This window comes from Gallaecimonas sp. GXIMD4217 (assembly GCF_038087665.1).
In the GTDB taxonomy this organism is placed as follows: Bacteria; Pseudomonadota; Gammaproteobacteria; order Enterobacterales; family Gallaecimonadaceae; genus Gallaecimonas.
In genome coordinates, this window is record NZ_CP149925.1 from 2,113,496 (window position 1) to 2,135,939 (window position 22,444).

17 protein-coding genes and 3 tRNA genes are annotated in these 22,444 nt (G+C 62.2%); 5 read left to right on the plus strand and 15 right to left on the minus strand.

Translation table 11 applies throughout. The features are described from left to right. Positions 1-105: 105 nt before the first annotated feature. The 10 genes from WDB71_RS10390 to WDB71_RS10435 form a co-directional block, all read right to left on the minus strand. A complete protein-coding gene (locus WDB71_RS10390) occupies positions 106-564 on the minus strand; it encodes a CreA family protein (RefSeq protein WP_341501512.1) in 459 nt (152 codons plus the stop codon). 48 nt (positions 565-612) lie between these two features. Then, on the minus strand, positions 613-2,493 hold the full coding sequence (locus tag WDB71_RS10395; protein WP_341501513.1) for a SurA N-terminal domain-containing protein: 1,881 nt from the start codon (positions 2,491-2,493) through the stop codon (positions 613-615). A 65-nt stretch (positions 2,494-2,558) separates the two neighbouring features. Continuing rightward, positions 2,559-2,635 (minus strand) — tRNA-Asp (locus WDB71_RS10400). Between the two features lie 45 nt (positions 2,636-2,680). Then, entirely contained in the window at positions 2,681-2,953 is a 273-nt protein-coding gene (gene hupB / locus WDB71_RS10405; protein WP_341501515.1) for a nucleoid-associated protein HU-beta, read from the minus strand. Positions 2,954-3,185: 232 nt separating this feature from the next. Further along, positions 3,186-5,540, minus strand: a complete 2,355-nt coding sequence (lon, locus tag WDB71_RS10410) for an endopeptidase La (protein ID WP_341501516.1) — start codon at positions 5,538-5,540, stop codon at positions 3,186-3,188. Between the two features lie 96 nt (positions 5,541-5,636). Continuing rightward, the gene (clpX, locus tag WDB71_RS10415) at positions 5,637-6,905 is read right to left on the minus strand and encodes an ATP-dependent protease ATP-binding subunit ClpX (RefSeq protein ID WP_341501517.1); all 1,269 of its coding nucleotides are present in this window, start codon (positions 6,903-6,905) and stop codon (positions 5,637-5,639) included. 79 nt (positions 6,906-6,984) lie between these two features. Continuing rightward, positions 6,985-7,599, minus strand: coding sequence for an ATP-dependent Clp endopeptidase proteolytic subunit ClpP (clpP, locus tag WDB71_RS10420; protein ID WP_341501518.1), 615 nt, complete (start codon positions 7,597-7,599; stop codon positions 6,985-6,987). A gap of 90 nt (positions 7,600-7,689) precedes the next feature. Next, positions 7,690-8,994 (minus strand): trigger factor, encoded by a 1,305-nt coding sequence (gene tig / locus WDB71_RS10425; RefSeq protein WP_341501520.1) that lies wholly within the window; start codon positions 8,992-8,994, stop codon positions 7,690-7,692. Between the two features lie 243 nt (positions 8,995-9,237). Continuing rightward, positions 9,238-9,313 (minus strand) — tRNA-His (locus WDB71_RS10430). A 9-nt stretch (positions 9,314-9,322) separates the two neighbouring features. Then, a tRNA-Arg gene (locus WDB71_RS10435) sits at positions 9,323-9,399 on the minus strand. A 165-nt stretch (positions 9,400-9,564) separates the two neighbouring features. Here WDB71_RS10435 and folD point away from each other — a divergent pair. Further along, a complete protein-coding gene (gene folD, locus WDB71_RS10440; protein ID WP_341501521.1) occupies positions 9,565-10,425 on the plus strand; it encodes a bifunctional methylenetetrahydrofolate dehydrogenase/methenyltetrahydrofolate cyclohydrolase FolD in 861 nt (286 codons plus the stop codon). Further along, positions 10,412-11,230, plus strand: coding sequence for an ion transporter (locus WDB71_RS10445; RefSeq protein ID WP_341501522.1), 819 nt, complete (start codon positions 10,412-10,414; stop codon positions 11,228-11,230). Before folD ends, WDB71_RS10445 begins: the two co-directional genes overlap by 14 nt. Before the next feature lie 29 nt (positions 11,231-11,259). Here the strand turns inward: WDB71_RS10445 and cysS are convergent, their stop codons facing one another. Beyond that, positions 11,260-12,642: a cysteine--tRNA ligase gene (gene cysS, locus WDB71_RS10450; RefSeq protein ID WP_341501523.1), complete on the minus strand. Its 1,383-nt coding sequence runs from the start codon at positions 12,640-12,642 to the stop codon at positions 11,260-11,262. Positions 12,643-12,749: 107 nt separating this feature from the next. Here cysS and WDB71_RS10455 point away from each other — a divergent pair, with 107 nt between their 5' ends. Both WDB71_RS10455 and WDB71_RS10460 read left to right on the plus strand, forming a co-directional pair. Beyond that, positions 12,750-13,241, plus strand: a complete 492-nt coding sequence (locus WDB71_RS10455; protein ID WP_341501524.1) for a peptidylprolyl isomerase — start codon at positions 12,750-12,752, stop codon at positions 13,239-13,241. After that, on the plus strand, positions 13,238-13,963 hold the full coding sequence (locus WDB71_RS10460) for a UDP-2,3-diacylglucosamine diphosphatase (RefSeq protein WP_341501525.1): 726 nt from the start codon (positions 13,238-13,240) through the stop codon (positions 13,961-13,963). The genes WDB71_RS10455 and WDB71_RS10460 overlap by 4 nt, the downstream gene beginning before the upstream one ends. A 12-nt stretch (positions 13,964-13,975) precedes the next feature. Here the strand turns inward: WDB71_RS10460 and miaE are convergent, their stop codons facing one another. From miaE to WDB71_RS10475, 3 genes are all read right to left on the minus strand, one after another. Beyond that, the gene (gene miaE, locus WDB71_RS10465) at positions 13,976-14,743 is read right to left on the minus strand and encodes a tRNA isopentenyl-2-thiomethyl-A-37 hydroxylase MiaE (protein ID WP_341501526.1); all 768 of its coding nucleotides are present in this window, start codon (positions 14,741-14,743) and stop codon (positions 13,976-13,978) included. Positions 14,744-14,839: 96 nt separating this feature from the next. Next, positions 14,840-19,123 (minus strand): thrombospondin type 3 repeat-containing protein, encoded by a 4,284-nt coding sequence (locus WDB71_RS10470; RefSeq protein ID WP_341501527.1) that lies wholly within the window; start codon positions 19,121-19,123, stop codon positions 14,840-14,842. A 9-nt stretch (positions 19,124-19,132) separates the two neighbouring features. Beyond that, complete coding sequence (locus WDB71_RS10475) at positions 19,133-19,666, minus strand: outer membrane beta-barrel protein (protein WP_341501528.1); 534 nt, start codon at positions 19,664-19,666, stop codon at positions 19,133-19,135. Positions 19,667-20,271: 605 nt separating this feature from the next. On the opposite strand from WDB71_RS10475, the gene WDB71_RS10480 reads away from it, so the two are divergent. Further along, complete coding sequence (locus tag WDB71_RS10480; RefSeq protein ID WP_341501530.1) at positions 20,272-20,868, plus strand: Yip1 family protein; 597 nt, start codon at positions 20,272-20,274, stop codon at positions 20,866-20,868. 47 nt (positions 20,869-20,915) lie between these two features. On the opposite strand, the gene purF is transcribed toward WDB71_RS10480, so the two are convergent. After that, complete coding sequence (purF, locus tag WDB71_RS10485) at positions 20,916-22,433, minus strand: amidophosphoribosyltransferase (RefSeq protein WP_341501531.1); 1,518 nt, start codon at positions 22,431-22,433, stop codon at positions 20,916-20,918. Positions 22,434-22,444 lie beyond the last annotated feature (11 nt).

Consider the following 22,444-nt stretch of genomic DNA (forward strand, 5'->3'; position numbering starts at 1 on the left):
GGTTGTATAGGCTGGGCTCACTTGCCAGGTGTCGCCTGCCAGGCCTGGGTACCGAACAGCGGCACTATGGCGATGGCGTCGTGGTATAGGCTGCCTGGCAGCCGTTCACTTGCCAGGTGTCGCCTGCCAGGCCTGGGTACCGAACAGCGGCACCGTGGAGATGGCATGGTGATGGCTGCCCTGGGTCTCCTTGGTGGAATAGGACAGGTAGATCAGGCTCTGGTGCTCACGGTCGAAGATACGGCGCACCTTGAGGCTCTTGAACAGCACCGACAGCGAGTCCTTGAACACCACCTCGCCGTTCTTGCCCTTGTCGATACCGGCCAGCATGGCGGCGGTGATGGGGCCGGTCTGGCGGCAGGCGATGGACATGTCGGAGGGATCGGAGAAATCCAGGTCCGCCTCCACATGGGCCACGTGGCAGGTCACCCCGGCTATGGCCGGATCGGTAAAGCCCTTCACCACCACGTCCTTGGTGGTGAACCAGCCCAGGGAGACCCGGGCCGAGTCGCCGCCACAGCCGGCCAGCAGCAGCGGCAACAGGCACAATAACGTGCGTTTCATCTTCCATTCTCCTCAACGAAAAAGCCCCGGACCGGCCGGGGCTTTGCGTCAGTTCTGCTCGTAGTAGAGCACCTCGGCTTCCGCCTTGAGGGCCTTGAGCAGTTGCTGGTAGGTGCCGTCGGCACGGCTGCGGCTCAGGGTCGCGGCCAGCTGGCCCACGGCGGCCTTGTCGGCCTCCTGCAGCTGGTAGTCGTTGACCTTGGTCAGCTCCAGTACCGCCACGTCGCCGTTGGCCAGGGTGACCTGCTCGACCGGGCTGGCCAGGGTCAGCTCGAAGGCGCCCCTGACCAGGGCCTGATCCAGCTGGAAGTTGTTACGGCCCACGGCCTCGCTGGTTTCGAAGCTGAGGCCGTTTTCGGCCAGCCAGGCACTGGCGTCTTCGCCCTGCTCCAGCTTGGCCAGCAACTCGGCGGCCTTGTCTTCGGCCAGTTGCCGTTGCTTCTCGGCCATCAGCTCGGCCTTGATCTCGGCAGCCACTTCCTCCAGGGCCTTGCGGCGGGCCGGCTTGTGATCGGCCATGCGCACCACGAACACATGCTCCGGAGCCACTTCGATCAACTCGGAGTTGATGCCGTCAAGGATCACCATGTCGGAGAAGGCGGCATCCAGCACCTTGGGATAACGCACCATGGCGGCGGGCTGGCTGCGGCTGAACAGCGGGCTGTGCTTGACCTCGACACCCAGCTCCTGGGCGGCAATGGCCAGGCTGTCCGGGTTTTCGAAGGTGGTGCGCTCCAGGATTTCCTGCTGCTCGTAGAAGCGCTCTTCGGCCTGCTGCTTGACCAGCTGGGCCTTGACGCTGTCCTTGACCTCCTCGAAGGGACGGACCTGGCGCGCCTCAATGCCGGTCAGCTTGATCAGGTGGTAGCCGAAGCTGGATTTCACCGGACCCACGACCTCGCCTTCGCCGGTCATGGCGAAGACCGCCTCGTCGAAGGCCGGATCCATGACGCCCTTGTCGAACCAGTCCAGGTCGCCGCCGTTCTGGCCGCTGAAGGTGTCCTCGGAATGGTCCTTGGCCAGGGCAGCGAAGTCCTCACCGGCGTTGATGCGTGCCAGCAGTTCCTTGGCCCTGCCCTCGGCGTCGTCGCCGGTCAGCAGGATATGGGCGGCACGGCGGCGCTCGGCACGCTCGAACTGCTTCTGGTTGTCCTGATAGTAGGCCTGCAGATCGTCGTCGCTGACCTCGATGGTCTTGGCGATGGCAGCACCTGACAGCTCGATGAAGTCCAGGGCCACCTGCTCTTCGGCCATGTAGCCCTCGGGCCTGGCGTCGTAGCGGGCCTTCACTTCCTCGTCGCTCACCTCGACCTGGTCGGCGAAGTCGGCGGCCTTGACGGTCAGGTAGCGGATGTCACGGGTCTGGCGGGAGGCGACGTATTGGGCCTCGGCCTCGGACGGCAGCACGAAGGCGCTGCTCAGCAGACCATCGATCAGCTGCTGGCGGCTCATGTCGGCGCGCATCAGATCCCGGAAGCGGCTCGGGCTCATGCCCTGGCTGCTGATCACGGCCAGGTAGCGCTCGTTGTCGAACCTGCCGTCGGCCTGGAAGGCCGGGATGGCGCGGATGGCTTCCTTGACCTGCTCATCGGATACCCGCAGGCCCAGCGCCGCCACTTCCTCGTCGGTGAGCTGCTGGTTGATGAGGCGGTCCAGCACGCCACGGCGCAGCTGCTTCACGTAGTTTTCATCGGCCATCAGCTGCTTGAAGAAGTCCCCCATCTGGGCTTCCATGCGGGCACGCTCGTTCTGGTAGGCACGCTCCAGCTCGTAGCGGCTGATGGTCTGGCCGTTCACTTCGGCCGCGGCATTACGGGCGCCGCCACTGAGGTAGCTATATACCCCGGTCAACGCGAAAGAGAGGATCACCAGGCCAAGGATGAATTTGACGATCAGGCTCTGGGACCCTTCCCGGATCTTTTCCAGCATTGCGTTGTCTCTTTTTAGGAACATCTACAAAAAAGGCGCATCTCCCGGATGCGCCTTTTGGAATTTGGCGGAGTGGACGGGACTCGAACCCGCGACCCCCGGCGTGACAGGCCGGTATTCTAACCAGCTGAACTACCACTCCTGCTTAGATTGGGCGCCGGTTTCGCTGGCGCCCAAGCAAGGCGACTTAGTTGACAGCGTCTTTCAGAGCCTTACCAGCTTTAAAGGACGGGATCTTGGCCGCGGCGATCTCGATGGTAGCGCCGGTTTGCGGGTTGCGGCCGGTACGGGCAGCGCGCTCGCGAACAGCAAAGGTGCCGAAGCCAACCAGGGCTACCTGGTCACCGGCTTTCAGAGACTCGGTTACAGCGTCGGTGAAAGCGTCCAGTGCACGACCAGCAGCTGCTTTGGAAATGTCAGCACCAGCGGCAATTTTGTCGATCAGTTGTGACTTATTCACAATATCATCCCCTTCAATTGTTTTTATTGCCCCGCAGTAAATCTCCCAGAAACTGCGGTCTGCCGAGGTTTTATATCAAGCCTGTCTATCCAGTGCAAGCGTCCGGTTTGACGCCTTAAAGGTCGGGCAACCCTAGATAAAACAGGCCCTCGGGCAGGACGACCTGAAATCAAATCCTAGGCTATACCAGACTCCGGGGCCCTGAAAAGCCCCGGAGTGCAAAAAAATGCCCTTAGGCTGCATTAACTGGGGAAAATCCCTCCGGATCCTGCTCCAGCGCAAGCTTGAGGACCTCGTCAATCCATTTGACGCAGTGAATTTCCAGGTCGGCCTTGACGTTTTCCGGGATCTCTTCCAAGTCACGTTCGTTCTCGGCCGGGATCATCACCGTCTTGATGCCGCCCCTGTGGGCCGCCAGCAGCTTCTCCTTGAGGCCGCCGATGCGCAGCACCTCGCCCCTCAGGGTGATCTCGCCGGTCATGGCCACGTCGGAGCGCACCGGGTTACCGGTCAGGCTGGACACCAGGGCGGTACACATGGCGATACCGGCGGACGGGCCGTCCTTGGGGGTGGCCCCTTCCGGCACGTGGATATGGATATCCCGTTTCTCGTGGAAGTCGCCGTTGATGCGCAGCTTGTCGGCACGGGAGCGCACCACCGTCATGGCGGCCTGGATGGACTCCTTCATGACGTCGCCCAGGGAGCCCGTATAGGTCAGCTTGCCCTTGCCGGGCACACTGGCCGCCTCTATGGTCAGCAGGTCGCCGCCCACTTCGGTCCAGGCCAGGCCGGTGACCTGGCCGATACGGTTTTCGTCTTCGGCCTTGCCGTAGTCGAAACGCTGCACCCCCAGGTAATCCTTGAGGTTTTCGGCGCCTATGGTGACCGATTTCAGGGACTTGTCGAGCAGCAGCGCCTTCACCGCTTTGCGACAAAGCGTTGATATTTCGCGCTCAAGGCTGCGCACACCGGCTTCGCGGGTGTAGTAGCGGATGATGCCGACGATGGCGCTGTCCTCGACGGTCAGCTCGTCCTTCTTGAGGCCGTTGCGCTTGATCTGCTTGGGCAGCAGGTGCTGCCTGGCGATGTTGAGCTTCTCGTCTTCCGTGTAGCCGGACAGGCGGATCACCTCCATGCGATCCAGCAGCGGCGCCGGGATGTTCATGGAGTTGGAGGTGGCCACGAACATGACGTCGGACAGGTCGTAGTCCACCTCCATATAGTGGTCGGCAAAGGCCACGTTCTGCTCCGGATCCAGCACCTCCAGCAGCGCCGAGGCCGGATCGCCGCGCATGTCGGAGGCCATCTTGTCTATTTCGTCGAGCAGGAACAGCGGGTTCCTGACCTCCACCTTGGCCATCTTCTGGATCAGCTTGCCGGGCAGTGAGCCGATATAGGTGCGGCGGTGGCCGCGGATCTCGGCCTCGTCACGTACCCCGCCCAGGGCCATGCGCACGTATTTGCGGCCGGTGGCCTTGGCGATGCTCTGGCCCAGGGAGGTCTTACCGACGCCCGGCGGCCCCACCAGGCACAGTATGGGACCCTTGAGCTTGCTGGTGCGGCTCTGCACGGCCAGGTAGTCGAGGATACGGTCCTTGACCTTCTCCAGGCCGTAGTGGTCCTCGTTGAGGATCTTCTCGGCCCGGGCCAGATCCTTCTTGACCTTGGTCTTCTTGGACCAGGGCACGGCCACCAGCCAGTCGATGTAGGAACGCACCACAGTGGCTTCCGCCGACATGGGCGACATCATCTTCAGCTTGGCCAGCTCGGCCTCGGCCTTGGTCTTGACTTCGGCCGGCATGCCGGATTCGTCAATCTTCTTCTGCAGGCCCTCGAACTCGTCCGGGGTCTCGTCCAGCTCGCCCAGCTCCTTCTGGATGGCCTTCATCTGTTCGTTGAGGTAGTACTCGCGCTGGCTCTTCTCCATCTGCTTCTTGACCCGGGAGCGGATGCGCTTTTCGATCTGCAGCAGATCGATCTCGCCCTCCATCAGGCCCAGCAGGTATTCCAGGCGCTCGCCCACATGGGTGATCTCCAGCACCGTCTGCTTGTCTTCGAGCTTGAGCGGCATGTGGGCGGCCATGGTGTCGGCCAGACGCGCCGGCTCCTCGATGCCGGACAAGGAGGTCAGCACCTCGGGCGGGATCTTCTTGTTGAGCTTGATGTAGCCTTCGAACTGGTTGAGGGCGGTGCGTACCAGCACCTCCTGCTCCTGCTCTTCGACCTGTTCTGACTGCAGGTATTCCACCTCGCCCTGGAAGAAATCGTCTTCGGTGAGCAGCCGGTCCAGGCGGGCACGCTGGTTGCCTTCCACCAGCACCTTGACGGTGCCGTCGGGCAGTTTCAGCATCTGCAGTATGGTGGCAACGGTGCCGACCTCGAAGATGTCATCCCGGCTCGGCTCGTCCTGCTCGGCGTCCTTCTGGGCCACCAGAAAGATCTGCTTGTCGTTGTCCATGGCCGCTTCCAGGCAGCGGATGGATTTCTCTCGGCCGACGAACAGCGGGATCACCATGTGGGGATACACCACGACGTCGCGCAGCGGTAATACGGGAATGGTGATGCGCTCTGAACGCTCTAAAGTCATGTTGGTCTCCATGAAGGGAGGCTGATAGGCGAAAGATGGGGCCTCCCCGTTCCCTTTTCAAGGGAGAAAACGGGGCGCTGGGCCCCGTTTTTCCATTCAGCTTGATGCTGCCTGATTATCCGAGCGGTAAATCAGGATGGGGTCGGACTCGCCCTTGATGACGGTCTCGTCTATGACCACCTTGGCGACATTGTCCATGGACGGCAGTTCGTACATGGTGTCCAGCAGCACGTTCTCGACGATGGACCTCAGGCCGCGGGCGCCGGTCTTGCGATCCATGGCCTTCTGGGCGATGGCACGCAGGGCGTCTTCGCGGAACTCCAGCTCCACGCCTTCCAGGGAGAACAGCGCCTGGTACTGCTTGGTCAGGGCGTTCTTGGGCTCGCGCAGGATCTGGATCAGGGCGTCGGCATCGAGCTCGTCCAGGGTCGCCACCACCGGCAGGCGGCCGATGAATTCGGGGATCAGGCCGTACTTGACCAGATCCTCGGGCTCGACCTTGCGGAAGATGTCGGACAGGGAGGCCTTGTCCTTCTCGCCCTTGACCTCTGCGCCGAAGCCGATGCCCTTGGAGGTGGCGGTGCGGCTTTCGACCACCTTATCCAGGCCGGCAAAGGCGCCGCCACAGATAAAGAGGATCTTGGAGGTGTCCACCTGCAGGAACTCCTGCTGGGGATGCTTGCGGCCGCCCTGGGGCGGTACCGCCGCCACCGTGCCTTCGATCAGCTTCAGCAGCGCCTGCTGCACCCCTTCACCGGACACGTCGCGGGTGATGGAAGGGTTGTCTGACTTGCGGGAGATCTTGTCGATCTCGTCGATATAGACGATGCCGCGCTGGGCCTTCTCGATATCGTAGTCACACTTCTGCAGCAGCTTCTGGATGATGTTCTCCACGTCCTCGCCCACGTAACCGGCTTCGGTCAGGGTGGTGGCGTCGGCCATGGTGAAGGGCACATCCAGCAGGCGGGCCAGGGTCTCGGCCAGCAGGGTCTTGCCGGAGCCGGTGGGGCCGATCAGCAGGATGTTGCTCTTGCCCAACTCCACGTCGTCGTGGCTGGGGTTGCGCAGACGCTTGTAGTGGTTGTAGACCGCCACGGCCAGCACCTTCTTGGCATGCTCCTGGCCGATGACGAAGTCATCCAGATGGTCGCGGATCTCCCGGGGCACCGGCAGGGCATCGGCGGCCTGGCGCGGGGCGATCTCCTTGATTTCTTCGCGAATGATGTCGTTACAAAGATCAACACACTCGTCGCAGATGAACACCGACGGGCCGGCGATCAGCTTACGCACTTCATGCTGACTCTTGCCGCAGAAGGAGCAGTACAGGAGCTTGCCGTCACTGCTGCCTTTGGAGCTATCTGTCATTACCTACCTCTTGCTGTTCGGATCAGTCCGACCGGCTCATATCCCTATTTTACGATACTGACCCGAATTCGGCTCGCTATTACTGTCGCTTGCTGAGTACGGAGTCGATGATGCCGTACTCGGCGGCCTGGTCCGCGGTCATGAAGTTGTCCCGGTCGGTATCCCGGGTGATGGTCTCCAGATCCTGGCCGGTGTGTTCGGCCAGCAGGCGGTTGAGCTTGTCCTTTATGGACAGGATTTCCCGGGCGTGGATTTCAAAGTCGGATGCCTGGCCCTGGAAGCCGCCCAGGGGCTGGTGGATCATCACCCTGGCATTGGGCAGGCAGTGGCGCTTGCCCTGGGCACCGCCGGCCAGCAGGAAGGCGCCCATGGAGGCGGCCTGGCCCATGCAGACGGTGCTGACATCCGGTTTGATGAACTGCATGGTGTCGTAGATGGCCATGCCGGCGGTCACGGAGCCGCCCGGGGAATTGATATAGAGGAAGATATCCTTTTCCGGATTCTCCGCTTCCAGGAACAGCATCTGCGCCACGATCAGGTTGGCCATGACGTCTTCGACCTGACCGTTCAGGAAGATCACCCGCTCTTTCAACAGCCTGGAATAGATGTCGTAGGAGCGCTCCCCCCTGGAGGTCTGTTCCACGACCATGGGTACCAGTGCATTCATCACTGTGTTATCGGCGGTGTTGTGCATGTTCAGTCCCAAAACAAAAATGGCTCGAGTGTAGCTCGAGCCATTATAACTACCGACTTGAGAACCAAGTCAACGCGGCAGAAAGCTTTCTTAGCCGGCGTTGTTCATGATTTCATCAAACTTGGCGGCTTTCTCGGTGACCTTGGCCTTGCCCAGGATGAAGTCGATGGTCTGCTCTTCCAGGGCCAGGTTACGCATCTGGCCGAGCATCTCTTCGTTGCTGTTGAAGTACTCGATGACTTCCTTGGGATCCTCGTAGGCAGAAGCCTGGGTCTCGATGATCTCCTGAACGCGGGCATCCTCGGCCTTCAGCTCGTTGACCTTGATCAGCTCGCCCAGCACCAGGCCAACCTGGACGCGGCGACGGGCCTGCTCTTCGAACAGCTCGGCCGGCAGCTCGGGCAGGTTGGCGGCTTGCTGGTTGCCACCGAAGCGGGCCAGGGCCTGGCGGCGCAGGTTGTCGATCTCGGCGTCAACCAGGGCCTTGGGCATGTCGACTTCGTTTTCCTTGAGCAGCTTGTCCAGGACCTGCTCCTTCAGCTTGTTACGCAGCACGTTCTTGAGCTCGCGCTCCATGTTCTTGCGTACTTCCGCCTTCAGGGCCTCGACACCACCTTCGGTCACACCGAAGCGAGTGGCGAACTCGTCGGTCAGCTCGGGCAGTTCCTGGGCTTCGACCTTGATCACCTTGATGGCGAACTGGGCGGCCTTGCCCTTGAGGTTTTCGGCGTGGTAGTCCTCGGGGAAGGTCACGTCGGCGGTCACTTCCTCGCCGGCCTTCTTGCCCAGGATGGCGTCTTCGAAACCGGGGATCATGCGACCCTGGCCCAGGTTCAGGCTGAAGCCTTCGGCCTTGCCGCCGTCGAACTCTTCACCGTCGATGGTACCGACGAAGTCGATGACGACGCGGTCACCGCTTTCGGCGGCCTTGTCGGCTTCGGCGAAGGTGGCGTGCTGCTTGCGCAGGGTGTCCAGCATGTTGGCCAGATCTTCGTCGGTCACGTCAACGACCGGCTTTTCGATTTCCAGGCTGTCCAGGCCCTTGACCTCGAACTCGGGGTAGACTTCGAAGGTAGCGGCGAACTCGAAATCGGCGCCGTCTTCGTCCTTGACCACTTCCAGGGTCGGGCCGCCGGCCGGGTTAATCTTTTCCTTGATGATGGCTTCGATGTAGTGGCGCTGCATCAGCTCCTGGGTGACGTCACCGCGCACGGCCTTACCGAAACGCTTCTTGATCAGGGACATCGGAACCTTGCCCTTACGGAAACCATCCATACGCTGGTTCTTGGCAACGTTACGCAGGCCTTGTTCTACGGCCGCTTCTACGGTGTCCGCCGGTACCTTGATGGTCAGGCGGCGCTCAAGACCCTGAGTCGTCTCAACAGAAACTTGCATCGTATTACCTCAGTTTTGTATCGCGAGCATGCAGTGCTTTCTGCATCTCTTTCTGACTTCCTGACAAAGGCATGGGCCTTTGCCGCATTGTCTTTATCTACCGGGAAAAGGGCCCCGGAAAGACCTGGTGACTATAGAATGACGGGGCATTATAACGACCCTTTAACCGGGAGTCGAGGCGCCACGGGGACCGGGTCCGGAAACGAAAAAGGCCCCGCTCTGTCGAGCGGGGCCTTGGGTATCTGGGGTGGCTGACGGGACTTGAACCCGCGACAACTGGAATCACAATCCAGGACTCTACCAACTGAGCTACAGCCACCATATCAAATGGCACGCCCTGCAGGATTCGAACCTGCGACCGACGGCTTAGAAGGCCGTTGCTCTATCCAACTGAGCTAAGGGCGCTTTACCGGCAACCCGTGCCGTTAACGCCGGCGCATAATACGGATTTCACTACCTTGGGTCAACCGCCCGATTGTGGCAAGTATTTCATGGCCCAAAGCCGGGAATTTTGTCAAAATATGGCGCGTCTCGTGCATCAAAACGTTTTCCTAGAGGACGCCCCTGTTCATGTCTGCTCAGCTTATTGATGGCAAGGCCATCGCCGCCAAAGTCCGAAATCAAGTCAAAGACGCCGTCGCCAGCCGCGTTGCCGCCGGCAAACGGGCCCCCGGCCTGGCCGTGGTGCTGGTGGGCGAAGATCCCGCCTCCCAGGTCTATGTGGGCTCCAAGCGCCGCGCCTGTGAAGAGGTGGGTTTCGTGTCCCGCTCCTTCGACCTGCCGGACACCACCAGCGAAGCCGAGCTGCTGGCGCTTATCGACCAGCTCAACGAGGATGCCGAGATCGACGGTATCCTGGTGCAGCTGCCGCTGCCGGACGGCATCGACTCCACCAAGGTGCTGGAGCGGATCCGCCCCGACAAGGACGTGGACGGCTTCCATCCCTACAACGTCGGCCGCCTGGCCCAGCGCATCCCGGCCCTGCGCCCCTGCACCCCCAAGGGCGTGATCACCCTGCTCGAACACATGGGTGTCAAGACCCACGGCCTGGAGGCCGTGGTGGTGGGCGCTTCCAACATCGTCGGCCGTCCCATGACCCTGGAGCTGCTGCTGGCCGGCTGCACCACCACCACCTGCCACCGTTTCACCCGGGATCTGGAAGCCCATGTGCGCCGCGCCGATCTGGTGGTGGTGGCCGTGGGCAAGGCCGAGTTCATTCCCGGCGACTGGATCAAGGAAGGTGCCATCGTCATCGATGTGGGCATCAACCGCCTGGACAGCGGCAAGCTGGTTGGCGACGTGGCCTTCGAGGTCGCCGCCGAGAAAGCCGCCCTGATCACCCCGGTACCGGGCGGCGTCGGCCCCATGACGGTGGCCACCCTGATCGAAAACACCCTGGAGGCCTGTGAAAGGTTCCATGACCCAAGTTGACGGCGACATGGCCGGCCTGCGCGGCCGGCTCAACGAAATCATCTTCGGCTACGACACTCCGGCCGGGCGCACCTTCGATGTGATGCTGATCCTGGCCATAGTGCTGTCGGTGGTGGCGGTGATGCTGGACTCGGTGGACGGCATCCACGCCGATTGGGGCAGCCAGCTCTACCAGCTGGAGCTGGTCTTCACCGGCCTCTTTACCCTCGAATACCTTGTCCGCCTCTATTGCGCCAGGCACAGGGCCAGGTACGCCTTCAGCTTCTACGGCCTGGTGGATCTGCTGTCGGTGCTGCCCACCTACCTGGCGCTGGTGATCCCGGGCGCCAATACCCTGCTGATCATCCGGGTGTTCCGGGTGCTGCGGGTGTTTCGGATCCTGCGCCTGCTGGAGCTGTCCGATGCCTCCAGGCGGCTGCTGGATGCCATCCTCAACGCCGGTCCCAAGGTGTTCGTGTTCTTCGCCACCCTGATGGGCATAGTCACCGTCTTTGGCGCCCTGATGTACCTCATCGAGGGGCCGGCCCATGGCTTCACCTCCATCCCCCGCTCGGTGTACTGGGCCATCGTCACCATGACCACGGTCGGCTACGGCGACATCAGCCCCCAGACCCCATTGGGCCAGGCCCTGGCCTCCTTTGTGATGCTGCTGGGCTACTCGGTGATCGCCGTGCCCACCGGCATCCTCACCTCGGAGATGGTGCGCCAGAAGCACAGCCGCCAGTGCCAGAAGTGCGGCGCCAGGGACCATGACGGCAACGCCCGCTACTGCAAGCACTGCGGGCAGGACCTGAACGCGGAATAAAAAAACCGGCCAACTGGCCGGTTTTTTTATCAGGCTTTCTTGCGCCAGCTGGTGCCGCTGGGGCCATCCTCCAGCTCGATGCCCATGGCGGTCAGCTCATCCCGGGCCGCGTCCGCCGCCGCCCAGTCCTTGGCCGCCCTGGCCTGGTTGCGCTTGGCGATCAGGCCCTCGATGAGCTGAACCTCTTGCTCGGACTCGCCGCCCTTGAGGAACTCGGCCGGGTCCCGCTCCAGGATGCCCAGCACGGCGCCCAGGGTCTTGAGCAGGGCCGCCAGCTGGCCGGCGCGCTCGCCGTCCTCCTGCTTGGCCTTGTTGAGTTCACGGGCCAGCTCGAAGATCACCGTCATGGCCTCGGGGATGTTGAAGTCGTCGTCCATGGCGGCGCGAAAGCGCGCCACATGGGCGTCGTCCAGGTCCACCTCGGCCGCCGGCGCCACGTCGCGCAGGGCGGTGTAGAGGCGCTCCAGGGCCGATCTGGCCTGGTTGAGGTTGTCCTCCGAGTAGTTGAGCTGGCTGCGGTAGTGGCTGGACAGCAGGAAGAAGCGCACCGTCTCGGCGTCGTAGACCTTGAGCACGTCGCGCACGGTGAAGAAGTTGCCCAGGGACTTGGACATCTTCTCCTTGTCCACCTGCACCATGCCGGAATGGATCCAGTAATTGGCGAAGCTGTCGCCGGTGGCGCCGCAGCTCTGGGCGATTTCGTTCTCATGGTGGGGGAAGGTCAGATCCGAGCCACCGCCATGGATGTCGAAACGGCTGCCCAGGTGCTTGCAAGACATGGCGGAGCACTCGATGTGCCAGCCGGGCCTGCCCGGGCCCCAGGGGGAATCCCAGGCCGGCTCGCCGGCCTTGGACTGCTTCCAGAGCACGAAATCCAGGGGGCTGCGCTTGCTCTGGTCCACCTCGACCCGGGCGCCGGCCTTGAGCGCTTCCAGATCCTGCCTGGACAGCTGGCCGTAGGCTTCGAAGCTGGGCACGTCGAACAGCACGTCACCGTTGTCGGCCACATAGGCGTGGCCGCGGTCGATGAGATCCTGGACCATCTGGATGATCTCCGGCATATGGCCGGTGACGGTGGGCTCGATGTCCACCGGCAGTATGTTGAGGGCAGCGAAGTCCTCGTGCATCAGCTTGGTCTGGCGGGTCGTCAACGCCTCACAGCTCTCACCATTTTCCGCCGCGCGCTTGATGATCTTGTCTTCCACGTCGGTGATGTTGCGCACATAGGTCACGTCGTAGCCGACGTGGCGCAGGTAACGAACGATGACATCGAAGGCGGTGTAGGTGCGGGCATGACCTATGTGCATCAGGTCATAGATGGTGATGCCGCACACGTACATGGAAACCTTGCCGGGAACCTGGGGTTTGAAGGCTTCCTTCTGGCGGGTCAGGGTGTTGTATATCTGGAGCATGACGACTCATTCTTGGGCACGAATGGCTCCATTGTATTCACCGCGGCTACCAGAGTCATCGGCAAATTAGTAGAATGACAGGCAAATCATCTAGCGAGGACAACCCCGTGGTCATACTGCACACCAACATGGGCGACATCAAGATCAAGCTGTTCGAAGACAAGGCTCCGGAAACCGTGGCCAACTTCAAGCAGTACGTGGCAGAAGGTTTCTACGACAACACCATCTTCCACCGCGTCATCGACGGCTTCATGATCCAGGGCGGCGGCTTCGAGCCGGGCATGGACCAGAAAGCCACCCGCGCCCCCATCAAGAACGAGGCCGACAACGGCCTGGCCAACAAGCGCGGCACCCTGGCCATGGCCCGCACCCCGGATCCCCATTCCGCCACCGCCCAGTTCTTCATCAACGTCAAGGACAACGACTTCCTGAACTTCCAGTCCGCCACCCCCAACGGTTACGGCTACTGTGTGTTCGCCGAAGTGGTTGAGGGCATGGACGTGGTCGACGCCATCAAGGGCGTGGACACCGGCAGCCACGGCTTCCACCAGGACGTGCCCCTGGAAGACGTGCTGATCGAGAAGGCGGAGCTGGCTTGAGCCAAACCCTCTTCATCGCCGATCTGCACCTGAGCCCGGAGCGCCCCGATATCACGGCGGCGCTCCGGCGCTTTCTGGCCCAGGAAGGCGCCAAAGCCGAGGCCCTCTATGTGCTGGGGGATCTGTTCGAGACCTGGATCGGCGACGATGACGACCATCCCTTCAACCAGGAAGTCATCAACCTCTTCGCCGCCAACGCCAAGCGCGGCGTCAAGCAATACTTCATCCACGGCAACCGCGACTTCCTGATAGGCCAGCGCTTCGCCAGGGCCGCCGGACTCACACTGCTGCCGGAAGTCGCCGTCATCGATCTCTACGGCCGCAAGGCGCTGATCATGCACGGCGACAGCCTCTGCACCCTGGACGAGGCCTACCAGGCCTTTCGCAGGAAGAGCCGCGGCTTCTGGTGGCAGCTGCGCATCCGGCTGCTGCCGCTGTGGCTGAGAAGGCGCATCGCCCGCAACTACCGCCAGCAGAGCCAGGCCGCCAACGCCATGAAGGCAGACAGCATCATGGACGTGACCCCGGCCGAGGTGGACAGGGTCATGGCCGAGCAGGGCGTGGATCTCTTGATCCACGGCCATACCCACAGGCCGGCCCGGCACCAGGTGCAGGCCGGCGAGCGTATCGTGCTGGGCGACTGGTATGAACAAAGCTCCCTGCTGAGGGTGACGCCGGACGGCATCAGCCTGGAGTTCGCTCCCTTAGAAAAAAGCGCCTGACGGCGCTTTTTTCTATGCCGGACTGCCGCTATGGAAGCGGAGCTCGCTATCCGGGCTTTGAATGAGTTCGGCTTCCAGCCGGCGGAAGAAGGCCACCCTCTCACCGATATCCTCAGCGGCCACCTGCTCGGCAAGCCCAAGGTAATCCTGGTAATGGCGAGCCTCGGAGCGCAGCAGCGACACGTAGAAGCGGGCGATATCGTCGTCCAGGTGCGGCGCCAGGGCGGCGAAACGCTCGCAGGAGCGGGCCTCGATAAAGGCGCCGATGATGAGCTTGTCCACCAGGGTGGCCGGCTCGTGGCCACGGACATGGCGAATGAGCCCCTTGGCGTAGCGGGCCGCCGTCACCGTCTGATAGGGGATGCCCCGCGCCGCCATCAGCTCCAGTACCTGCTCGAAATGGTGCAGTTCCTCCTTGATGAGGCGCACCATCTTGTCGAGGATGTCCGGGCCATGGGCAAAGCCCTCTTTTGGCGCCAGGGTGCCTATCAGGGCGTTCTTCTTGTCGCCGAAGTCCCCTGCCCCGCCCCGGTAGACGAAATCCTCGTAGGGCTTGACCCAGTCCAGCAGCGCCTGGCCGCTGGGACCGTCCACGCCATAGCGGCGGATCAGCCAGATGGCGGTCTGGGCCGCCTTGAGCTCGCAGTTGCAGTGGTCGATGAGCAGCAGCGGCAGGTTTTCCGGGGCCCTGGCCTTGTCTATCCAGGCAGCCGGCGTCGGGCAGCCCAGGAAGGCGTTGATGGGGGCAAGCAGCTCGGCATGGGCGGATACGGGCATCATTACTCCTTGGTTCGGCCAGGGATTCTAATGAAGGGCCAGCAGCGCCTCAAGCCATGAAAAAGGCCCTTCCGGGGAAGGGCCTTTTTGCGCCTCGGCTCAGGATGCCGGCGGCGCCACACAGAGGGCGTAGACATTCAGGTCTTTCAGCGCCCCCAGCACGGCGGCCTTTTCCAGCTCCACCTCGTCGAAATCCTGGGTCGTTTCCATGATCACCAGCTGGCGTGTGGCGTCATTGAACAGGCCCAGCAGCTGCAGGCCCAGCAGGCCACCGCTGTCGCTGTTTTCCTGCTCGGCGCCATTGAGGTAGGTGGTGATCCCCAGGTTGGCCAGTAGGCTCACGTCCAGCTGGCCACCCGGCGACGACACCAGGAAGCCGACCCGCTTGGCCCCCGTATAGCTGGTGTTGCCGTCCTCCACGCTGGCCCAGAGGCTCGCCGCCACCGCCGCGGGCGTGGTCATGAGCCCGGCATTGTTCATATTGGTGTCGACGATATTGCCGGCGTCACTGATACCACAGCCCAGGCAAACAGCGCCACGCTGTCCCGTGGTCACGCCGACCCCCGTACCCACCACCGGCTCGAACAGCAGGCCGGCGCCACAGGCGATGTTTTCCTCGCTGTCGCAGACATCGCCAATGCCGTCGCCGTCGGTGTCGGCCTGGTCGGCGTTGGCATTGAGCGGACAGTTGTCGGCACCATCGAGTATGCCGTCGCCATCATCGTCCGTGTCGCAGGCGTCACCCAGGCCATCGCCGTCGGTGTCGGTCTGGTCGACATTGGCGGTCAGCGGGCAGTTGTCGGCACCGTCCAGGACGCCGTCACCGTCATCGTCGCCGTCGCAGACATCACCGACGCCGTCACCATCGGTGTCGGTCTGGTCGGCGTTGGCGTCGACAGGGCAGTTGTCGGTGCCGTCCGTGACGCCGTCACCATCATCGTCGTCGTCACAGACGTCACCCAGGCCGTCGCCATCCAGGTCGGCCTGATCGGCATTGGCCACGGCCGGACAGTTGTCGGCACCGTCGTCGATACCGTCACCATCGCTGTCGGTGTTGGCGTCGCAGGCGTCGCCTATGCCGTCGCCGTCGGTGTCGAGCTGGTCGGCATTGGCGGTCAGCGGGCAGTTGTCGGCGCCGTCCAGCACGCCATCGCCATCGTCGTCATCGTCGCAGGCATCGCCCAGGCCGTCACCGTCGGTGTCGAGCTGGGAGGGGTTCGCCGTCAGCGGGCAGTTGTCGGCACCGTCGCTGACACCGTCACCGTCATCGTCGCTGTCACAGGCATCACCAATGCCGTCGCCGTCGGTGTCGGTCTGGTCGGCATTGCCGGTCAGCGGGCAGTTGTCGACACCGTCGCCAACGCCATCGCCATCGTCATCGCCGTCACAAAGGTCACCTTGCCCATCGCCGTCCGTATCGAGCTGGGACGGGTTGGCGGTAACGGGGCAATTGTCGCTGCCGTCGAGGACACCGTCACCGTCGTCGTCGGCATCACAGGCGTCGCCTTGACCATCGCCGTCGAGGTCGGACTGGCCGGGGTTGGCCACGGCCGGGCAGTTGTCACTGCCGTCGGCGATGCCGTCGCCGTCCGAGTCGGTCAGGGGATCGCAGGCGTCCCCCAGGCCGTCGCCATCGAGATCGCTCTGATCGGCATTGGCATTGACCGGGCAATTGTCGGCGCCATCGCTGATGCCGTCGCCATCGTCATCGTTATCGCAGAGATCGCCCAGGCCGTCACCATCGAGATCGCTCTGGTCGGGATTGGCCACGGCCGGGCAGTTGTCGCTGCCGTCGTCGATGCCATCGCCGTCGCTGTCGGTATTGGCATCACAGGCATCGCCCAGGCCGTCGCCGTCACCGTCCGCCTGGTCGGCGTTGGGAGTCAGCGGGCAATTGTCGGCACCGTCGGAGACGCCGTCGCCATCATCGTCACCGTCACAGGCATCGCCCAGGCCATCGCCGTCGAGATCGCCCTGACCGGGGTTGGCCGTCACCGGACAGTTGTCGCTACCGTCGCTGATGCCGTCGCCGTCGTCATCGCTGTCGCAGGCATCCCCCAGGCCGTCGCTGTCGGTATCGGTCTGGCTGGGGTTGGCGGTCAGCGGACAGTTGTCACCGGCATCGGCAATGCCGTCACCGTCATCGTCGGCGTCACAGGCGTCGCCGAGACCATCGCCGTCGCTGTCCTGCTGGCCGGTGTTGACGGTCAGGGGGCAATTGTCGGCACCGTCGAGGACGGTATCGCCATCGTCGTCGGCGTCACAGGCATCGCCCTGGCCATCGCTGTCGGTGTCGGTCTGGTCGGGGTTGGCGGTCAGGGGGCAGTTGTCCAGGTCATCCTGGATGCCGTCACCGTCATCGTCACTGTCACAGACGTCGCCCTGGCCGTCACCGTCGCTGTCGATTTGAGCACCGTTGGCCTGCAGTGGGCAGTTGTCGACATCATTGTCGACACCGTCACCGTCCCTGTCGTCGTCGCAGGCGTCACCTATGCCGTCGCCATCCTGGTCACTCTGGCCCGGGTTGGCGACGACGGGGCAGTTGTCGACGCCGTCATCGACACCGTCACCGTCACTGTCGGTGTTGGTATCACAGGCATCCCCGACACCATCGAGATCGCCATCATCCTGGCTGGGATTGGCGATCAAGGGGCAGTTATCACTGTCGTCATCAACACCATCGCCGTCATCGTCCGAGTCGCAGGCATCACCCGAGCCGTCCCCGTCGGTGTCGGTCTGATCCGGATTCACCTGCAATGGACAGTTGTCGCTGCCATCACTGATGCCGTCGCCATCATCGTCGGAATCACAGGCATCGCCCACACCGTCACCGTCGGTGTCGCTCTGGCCTGGGTTGGCGTTGACCGGGCAGTTATCCAGATCATCCTGGATGCCATCACCATCGTCGTCGGCATCACAGACATCGCCCTGGCCGTCGCCATCGGTATTGCTCTGTTCCGGATTGGCATTGACCGGGCAGTTGTCGCTGCCGTCGCCGACGCCGTCACCGTCATCATCGGCGTCGCAGGCATCGCCCTGGCCGTCGCCGTCCAGGTCCGCCTGATCGGGATTGGCGGTCACAGGACAGTTGTCGCCACCGTCCTCAATACCGTCACCATCGGTATCGGTATTGGTATCACAGGCATCGCCGATACCGTCGCCATCGGCGTCTTCCTGCCCACTGTTGGCGGTAAGGGGGCAATTGTCGGCGCCGTCGTCGAAACCGTCACCATCGTCGTCGTTGTCACAACTATCACCCAGGCCGTCTCCATCGGTATCGGTCTGCTCAGGGTTGGCGGTTAGGGGACAATTGTCGTTGCCGTCCGTGACGGCGTCGCCATCGTCATCGCCATCACAGGCATCGCCGATGCCATCGCCGTCGGTATCGGTCTGGGATGGGTTGGCGACCGCCGGGCAATTGTCGACATCGTCGTCAAAACCGTCCCCGTCCGAGTCGCCATTGCTGTCGCAGGCATCACCTATGCCATCACCATCGGCATCGGCCTGATCGGCATTGCCGATGGTGGGACAGTTGTCGGCGCCATCGAGGACGCCGTCATTGTCATCGTCGTCATCACAGGCATCGCCAGTGCCGCCACCGTCGCTGTCGGTCTGATCGGCATTGGCGATCAGTGGGCAGTTGTCGACATCGTCGTTGATGCCATCGCCATCGTCATCACTGTCGCAGACATCCCCCAGACCGTCATTGTCCCTGTTTATCTGGTCCGGATTGACCTGGGCAGGGCAGTTGTCATTGCCGTCTTCGACACCGTCACCGTCGGTGTCCTCTGCGCTGTCACAGGCATTGCCCACGCCATCGCCATCGCGATCCGCCTGGTCGGGATTGGCTACCAAGGGGCAGTTGTCGATATCGTTGGCGATATCGTCGCCATCGATATCGTTGTCGCAGGCATCCCCCTGGCCGTCTTCATCCAGATCCGCCTGGTCGGTGTTGGCGTCATCGGGGCAATTGTCCGCCTCGTTGAGTACGCCGTCGCCGTCGCGGTCGTCATCACAGGCATCACCTATGCCGTCGCCGTCGCGGTCTTCCTGTTGCGGGTTGGGCTCGGTGGGACAGTTGTCGACATCGTTGGCAATGCCGTCATCATCATTGTCGTCCGGGACCTGCCCGCCGCCCTCGACATCACAGACATCGCCCAGGCCGTCGCCGTCCGCATCCGCCTGATCGGCATTGGACGTGGCCGGGCAATTGTCGGCATTGTCCGGAACGCCATCACCATCCGTGTCCTGGACCACGGGGCCGGGCTCCACCGCGGCGGGCTCGCCGTCGGCACGGCAACCTGACAACAACAGCAGGCACAGCAGCGCTGACAACAGCAAGGGGCCACTGCCCCACAAAGATCCTTGCTTGCATCCGTTCATGGTCAGCTCCTATTCCAGGGGAAATTCGAAACCCAGGCCAAACTGCCAATCCAGGTAGTTGTCATTGAAGGTGTCGTAGAAGACCCGGAACTCGGTTCTTATGCGGATCTTCGAAGGCCCCAGTTCCCTGGAAACCAAGCCGGCGGCGCCATTGAGAAAGGCGGAGGTTTCATCCCTGGCATCCGGGATGACGTCGTTGTATACGGCGCCCAGGCCAAAGGACAGATAGGGGGTCATGCCACCGTCGGAATCGAAGTTGTACCTGGCATCCAGCCCCAGGCCGGTTTGATAGAAGTCGGTCATGGCTGGCGTGTCGGTTTCCAGGACCAGATGGAATAACTGGGCCTCGTATTGCCAGTTACCCTTGAGCTTCCAACCGTAGAAAGCCCGCAAGCCGAAGCCATGCTCATCGGTCTGCCGGTCTTTGTCGGCACCGACAAAGGTCGGCAATATGCTGGCATTGAGGGGTTGGAATGATTCGCTTTGGCTGAACAGGGGCAGGCAGGCGCAGCAGATGCCGAGACAGTAAGACGTTCTTCTCATCAGAGGGGTCCTTTTTATAGGCCTTCGTTCCTATCGCCCCTGAGATTAGTAAAGGGAAACCTTATTTTTCTTCCGTCAAAGCCTTATTTAACTCTTTTCACACGGCAACTTGAGCCCTTTCTCAGAACCGTCATCTTATTCAACAACAACGCCTATCTTCTTCTATTCTTTAGGGTTTTGGTCAGGTGCATACAGGCACTGCGATGGCCGGCTCCCTTAGTCACCGGCCAGGGCCTTAGTGAAGTGACGCTCGGCCTCGTCCTGCCTTGCCAGCGCCAGCAGTTGCTCCCCCTTTCGATGTCGGCATGGGGAGTTGCCGGCATCAAGTGCCGGGCCTGGGCCAAAGCCTGGCGACTTGCCGCCATGTCGCCCTGGTAGGCCAGCTTGAAGGAGCGCTTTCGGGGCCCTGGGGGTCTGGGCACAGGCACTAAGCAGCAGGCACAGAACGGCCCGGACGGCTCCAGAAAACATCATTTAAACCTTGACTTAACATATTTATTACACTTTAGTTCTAATCAAGGTGAGTGTTTTTGCTCATCGCATGCCAGCAGTCATGCAAGGGGAGTTTGCAGTTGAATTAGTCGTTATTTCAAAGGGATACCATTATGATACTCAACCATCTCTGGGGCCTCTACGCCCACCCGAAAGACGAGTGGCACAGCATCGACGAGCGCCATGAGAGCCTGCTCTACAGCCTGTCCCATATCATGATCATCGCCCTGATCCCGTCCCTGTGCGGCTTCTACTCCTCGGCCTTCATCGGCTGGCGCATTGGAGTGGGCGAGCCCGTGCTGTTGACCGTCAACAGCGCCCTGATGATAAGCATCGCCATGTACTTCGCGCTGATCGCCGGCGTCTTCCTGCTGGCCTACCTGGCCAAGTGGATGGCGCAGACCTTTGGCTCCAATCCGAGCTTCACCCAGACCCTGGAGCTGGCCGCCTATACCGCCACGCCCCTGTTCATGGTGGGCTTTGCCTCCCTGTACCCGGAGCCCTGGTTCATCATGCTGGTGGGCCTGGCCGGCCTGGCCTATTCGGTGTACCTGCTCTATACGGGGGTGCCCATCCTGATGCATATCCCGGAAGAGCGTGGCTTCATCTATGCCAGCTCGCTGGTCACCGTCGGCCTGGTGCTGCTGGTGGGCATACTGGCCGCCACCGCCATCCTCTGGGGCATGGGCCTGGGTCCCATGTTTACCTGATGGGGCCCTGGTAAGAAAAAAGGCAGCCGCTTGGCTGCCTTTTTCATTCAAGCTCCTTCGTTGTGGAGCTCGAGGTTGGGCTCTTCGGACTGCGACTTCTTGTGCTTGGCACTGTCCGAGCGCTCCTGATCCAGCCTGTCCAGGTAGGCCTGGCTGACATCACCCGTGACATAGTCACCGTCGAAGACCGAGGTCTCGAAGCGGTGGATGGCCGGGTTTTCTTCCCGTACCGCCGCCACCAAATCCTGGATGTCCTGGAAGATGAGGCCGTCGGCACCGATCTGGGCACAGACGTCGTCCACTTCCCGGCCATGGGCGATCAGTTCGTTGGCGGTGGGCATGTCGATGCCGTAGACGTTGGGGAAGCGGATCTCCGGGGCAGCAGAGGCGAAGTAGACGCTCTTGGCGCCTGCTTCCCTGGCCATCTGGATGATCTGCTCCGAGGTGGTGCCACGGACGATGGAATCATCCACCAGCAACACGTTCTTGCCCTTGAACTCGGCATTGATGGCATTGAGCTTGCGACGCACCGACTTCTTGCGCTGGGTCTGGCCCGGCATGATGAAGGTACGGCCGATGTAGCGGTTCTTCACGAAGCCCTGGCGATACGGCAGGCCCAGGACGCCGGCGATCTCCAGGGCGATGTCGCAGGAGGTCTCGGGGATGGGGATCACCACGTCGATGTCCAGATCCTGCCACTGGCGCTTGATCTTCTCGCCCAGCTTGCGGCCCATGTGCACCCGGGCACCATAAACGGAGACACCGTCTATGAAGGAGTCGGGGCGGGCAAAATAGACATATTCGAAGATGCAGGGGCAATGGGTGGGGTTGTCGGCGCACTGCTGGGTGTAGAGTTCGCCCCCCTCGGTCACGTACACGGCTTCACCGGGCGCCAGATCGCGCAGGAAGCTGAAGCCGACGGCGTCCAGGGCCACGCTTTCGGAGGCCACCATGTATTCATCGCTGCCGTCTTCCGCCTGCTTCTTGCCCAGCACCAGGGGACGGATGCCGTAGGGATCGCGGAAGGCCACCATGCCATGGCCGATGATCACCGAGATGAAGCCGTAGGCGCCACGGCACTTCTGGTGCACCTCGGCCACCGCCTTGAAGATATCGTCCTGGCTCAATCGGTAGGCCTGGGTCTTCTCCAGGGCATGGGCGAAAACGTTTAACAGGATCTCCGAATCAGAGGTGGTGTTGATGTGGCGGCGCGCCTCCTTGAAGAGGTTCTCCTTGAGTTCCTTGGCATTGGTGAGGTTGCCGTTATGGGCGGCGGCAATACCAAAGGGGGAGTTGACATAGAAGGGCTGCGCCTCGGCGCTTGAGCTGGAGCCGGCAGTGGGGTAACGGACATGGCCGACACCGATGTTGCCACTCAGCCGCTGCATATGACGCGCTTCAAACACATCCCGGACCAGGCCATTGGCCTTGCGCAGACGGAAGGTGTTGTCGGAAATGGTGACAATGCCAGCCGCATCCTGACCGCGATGCTGAAGCACCGTCAGGCCGTCATAGATGGCCTGGTTGACCGGCGACTTGCCGACGATACCGACGATACCACACATGTGAACTTCCT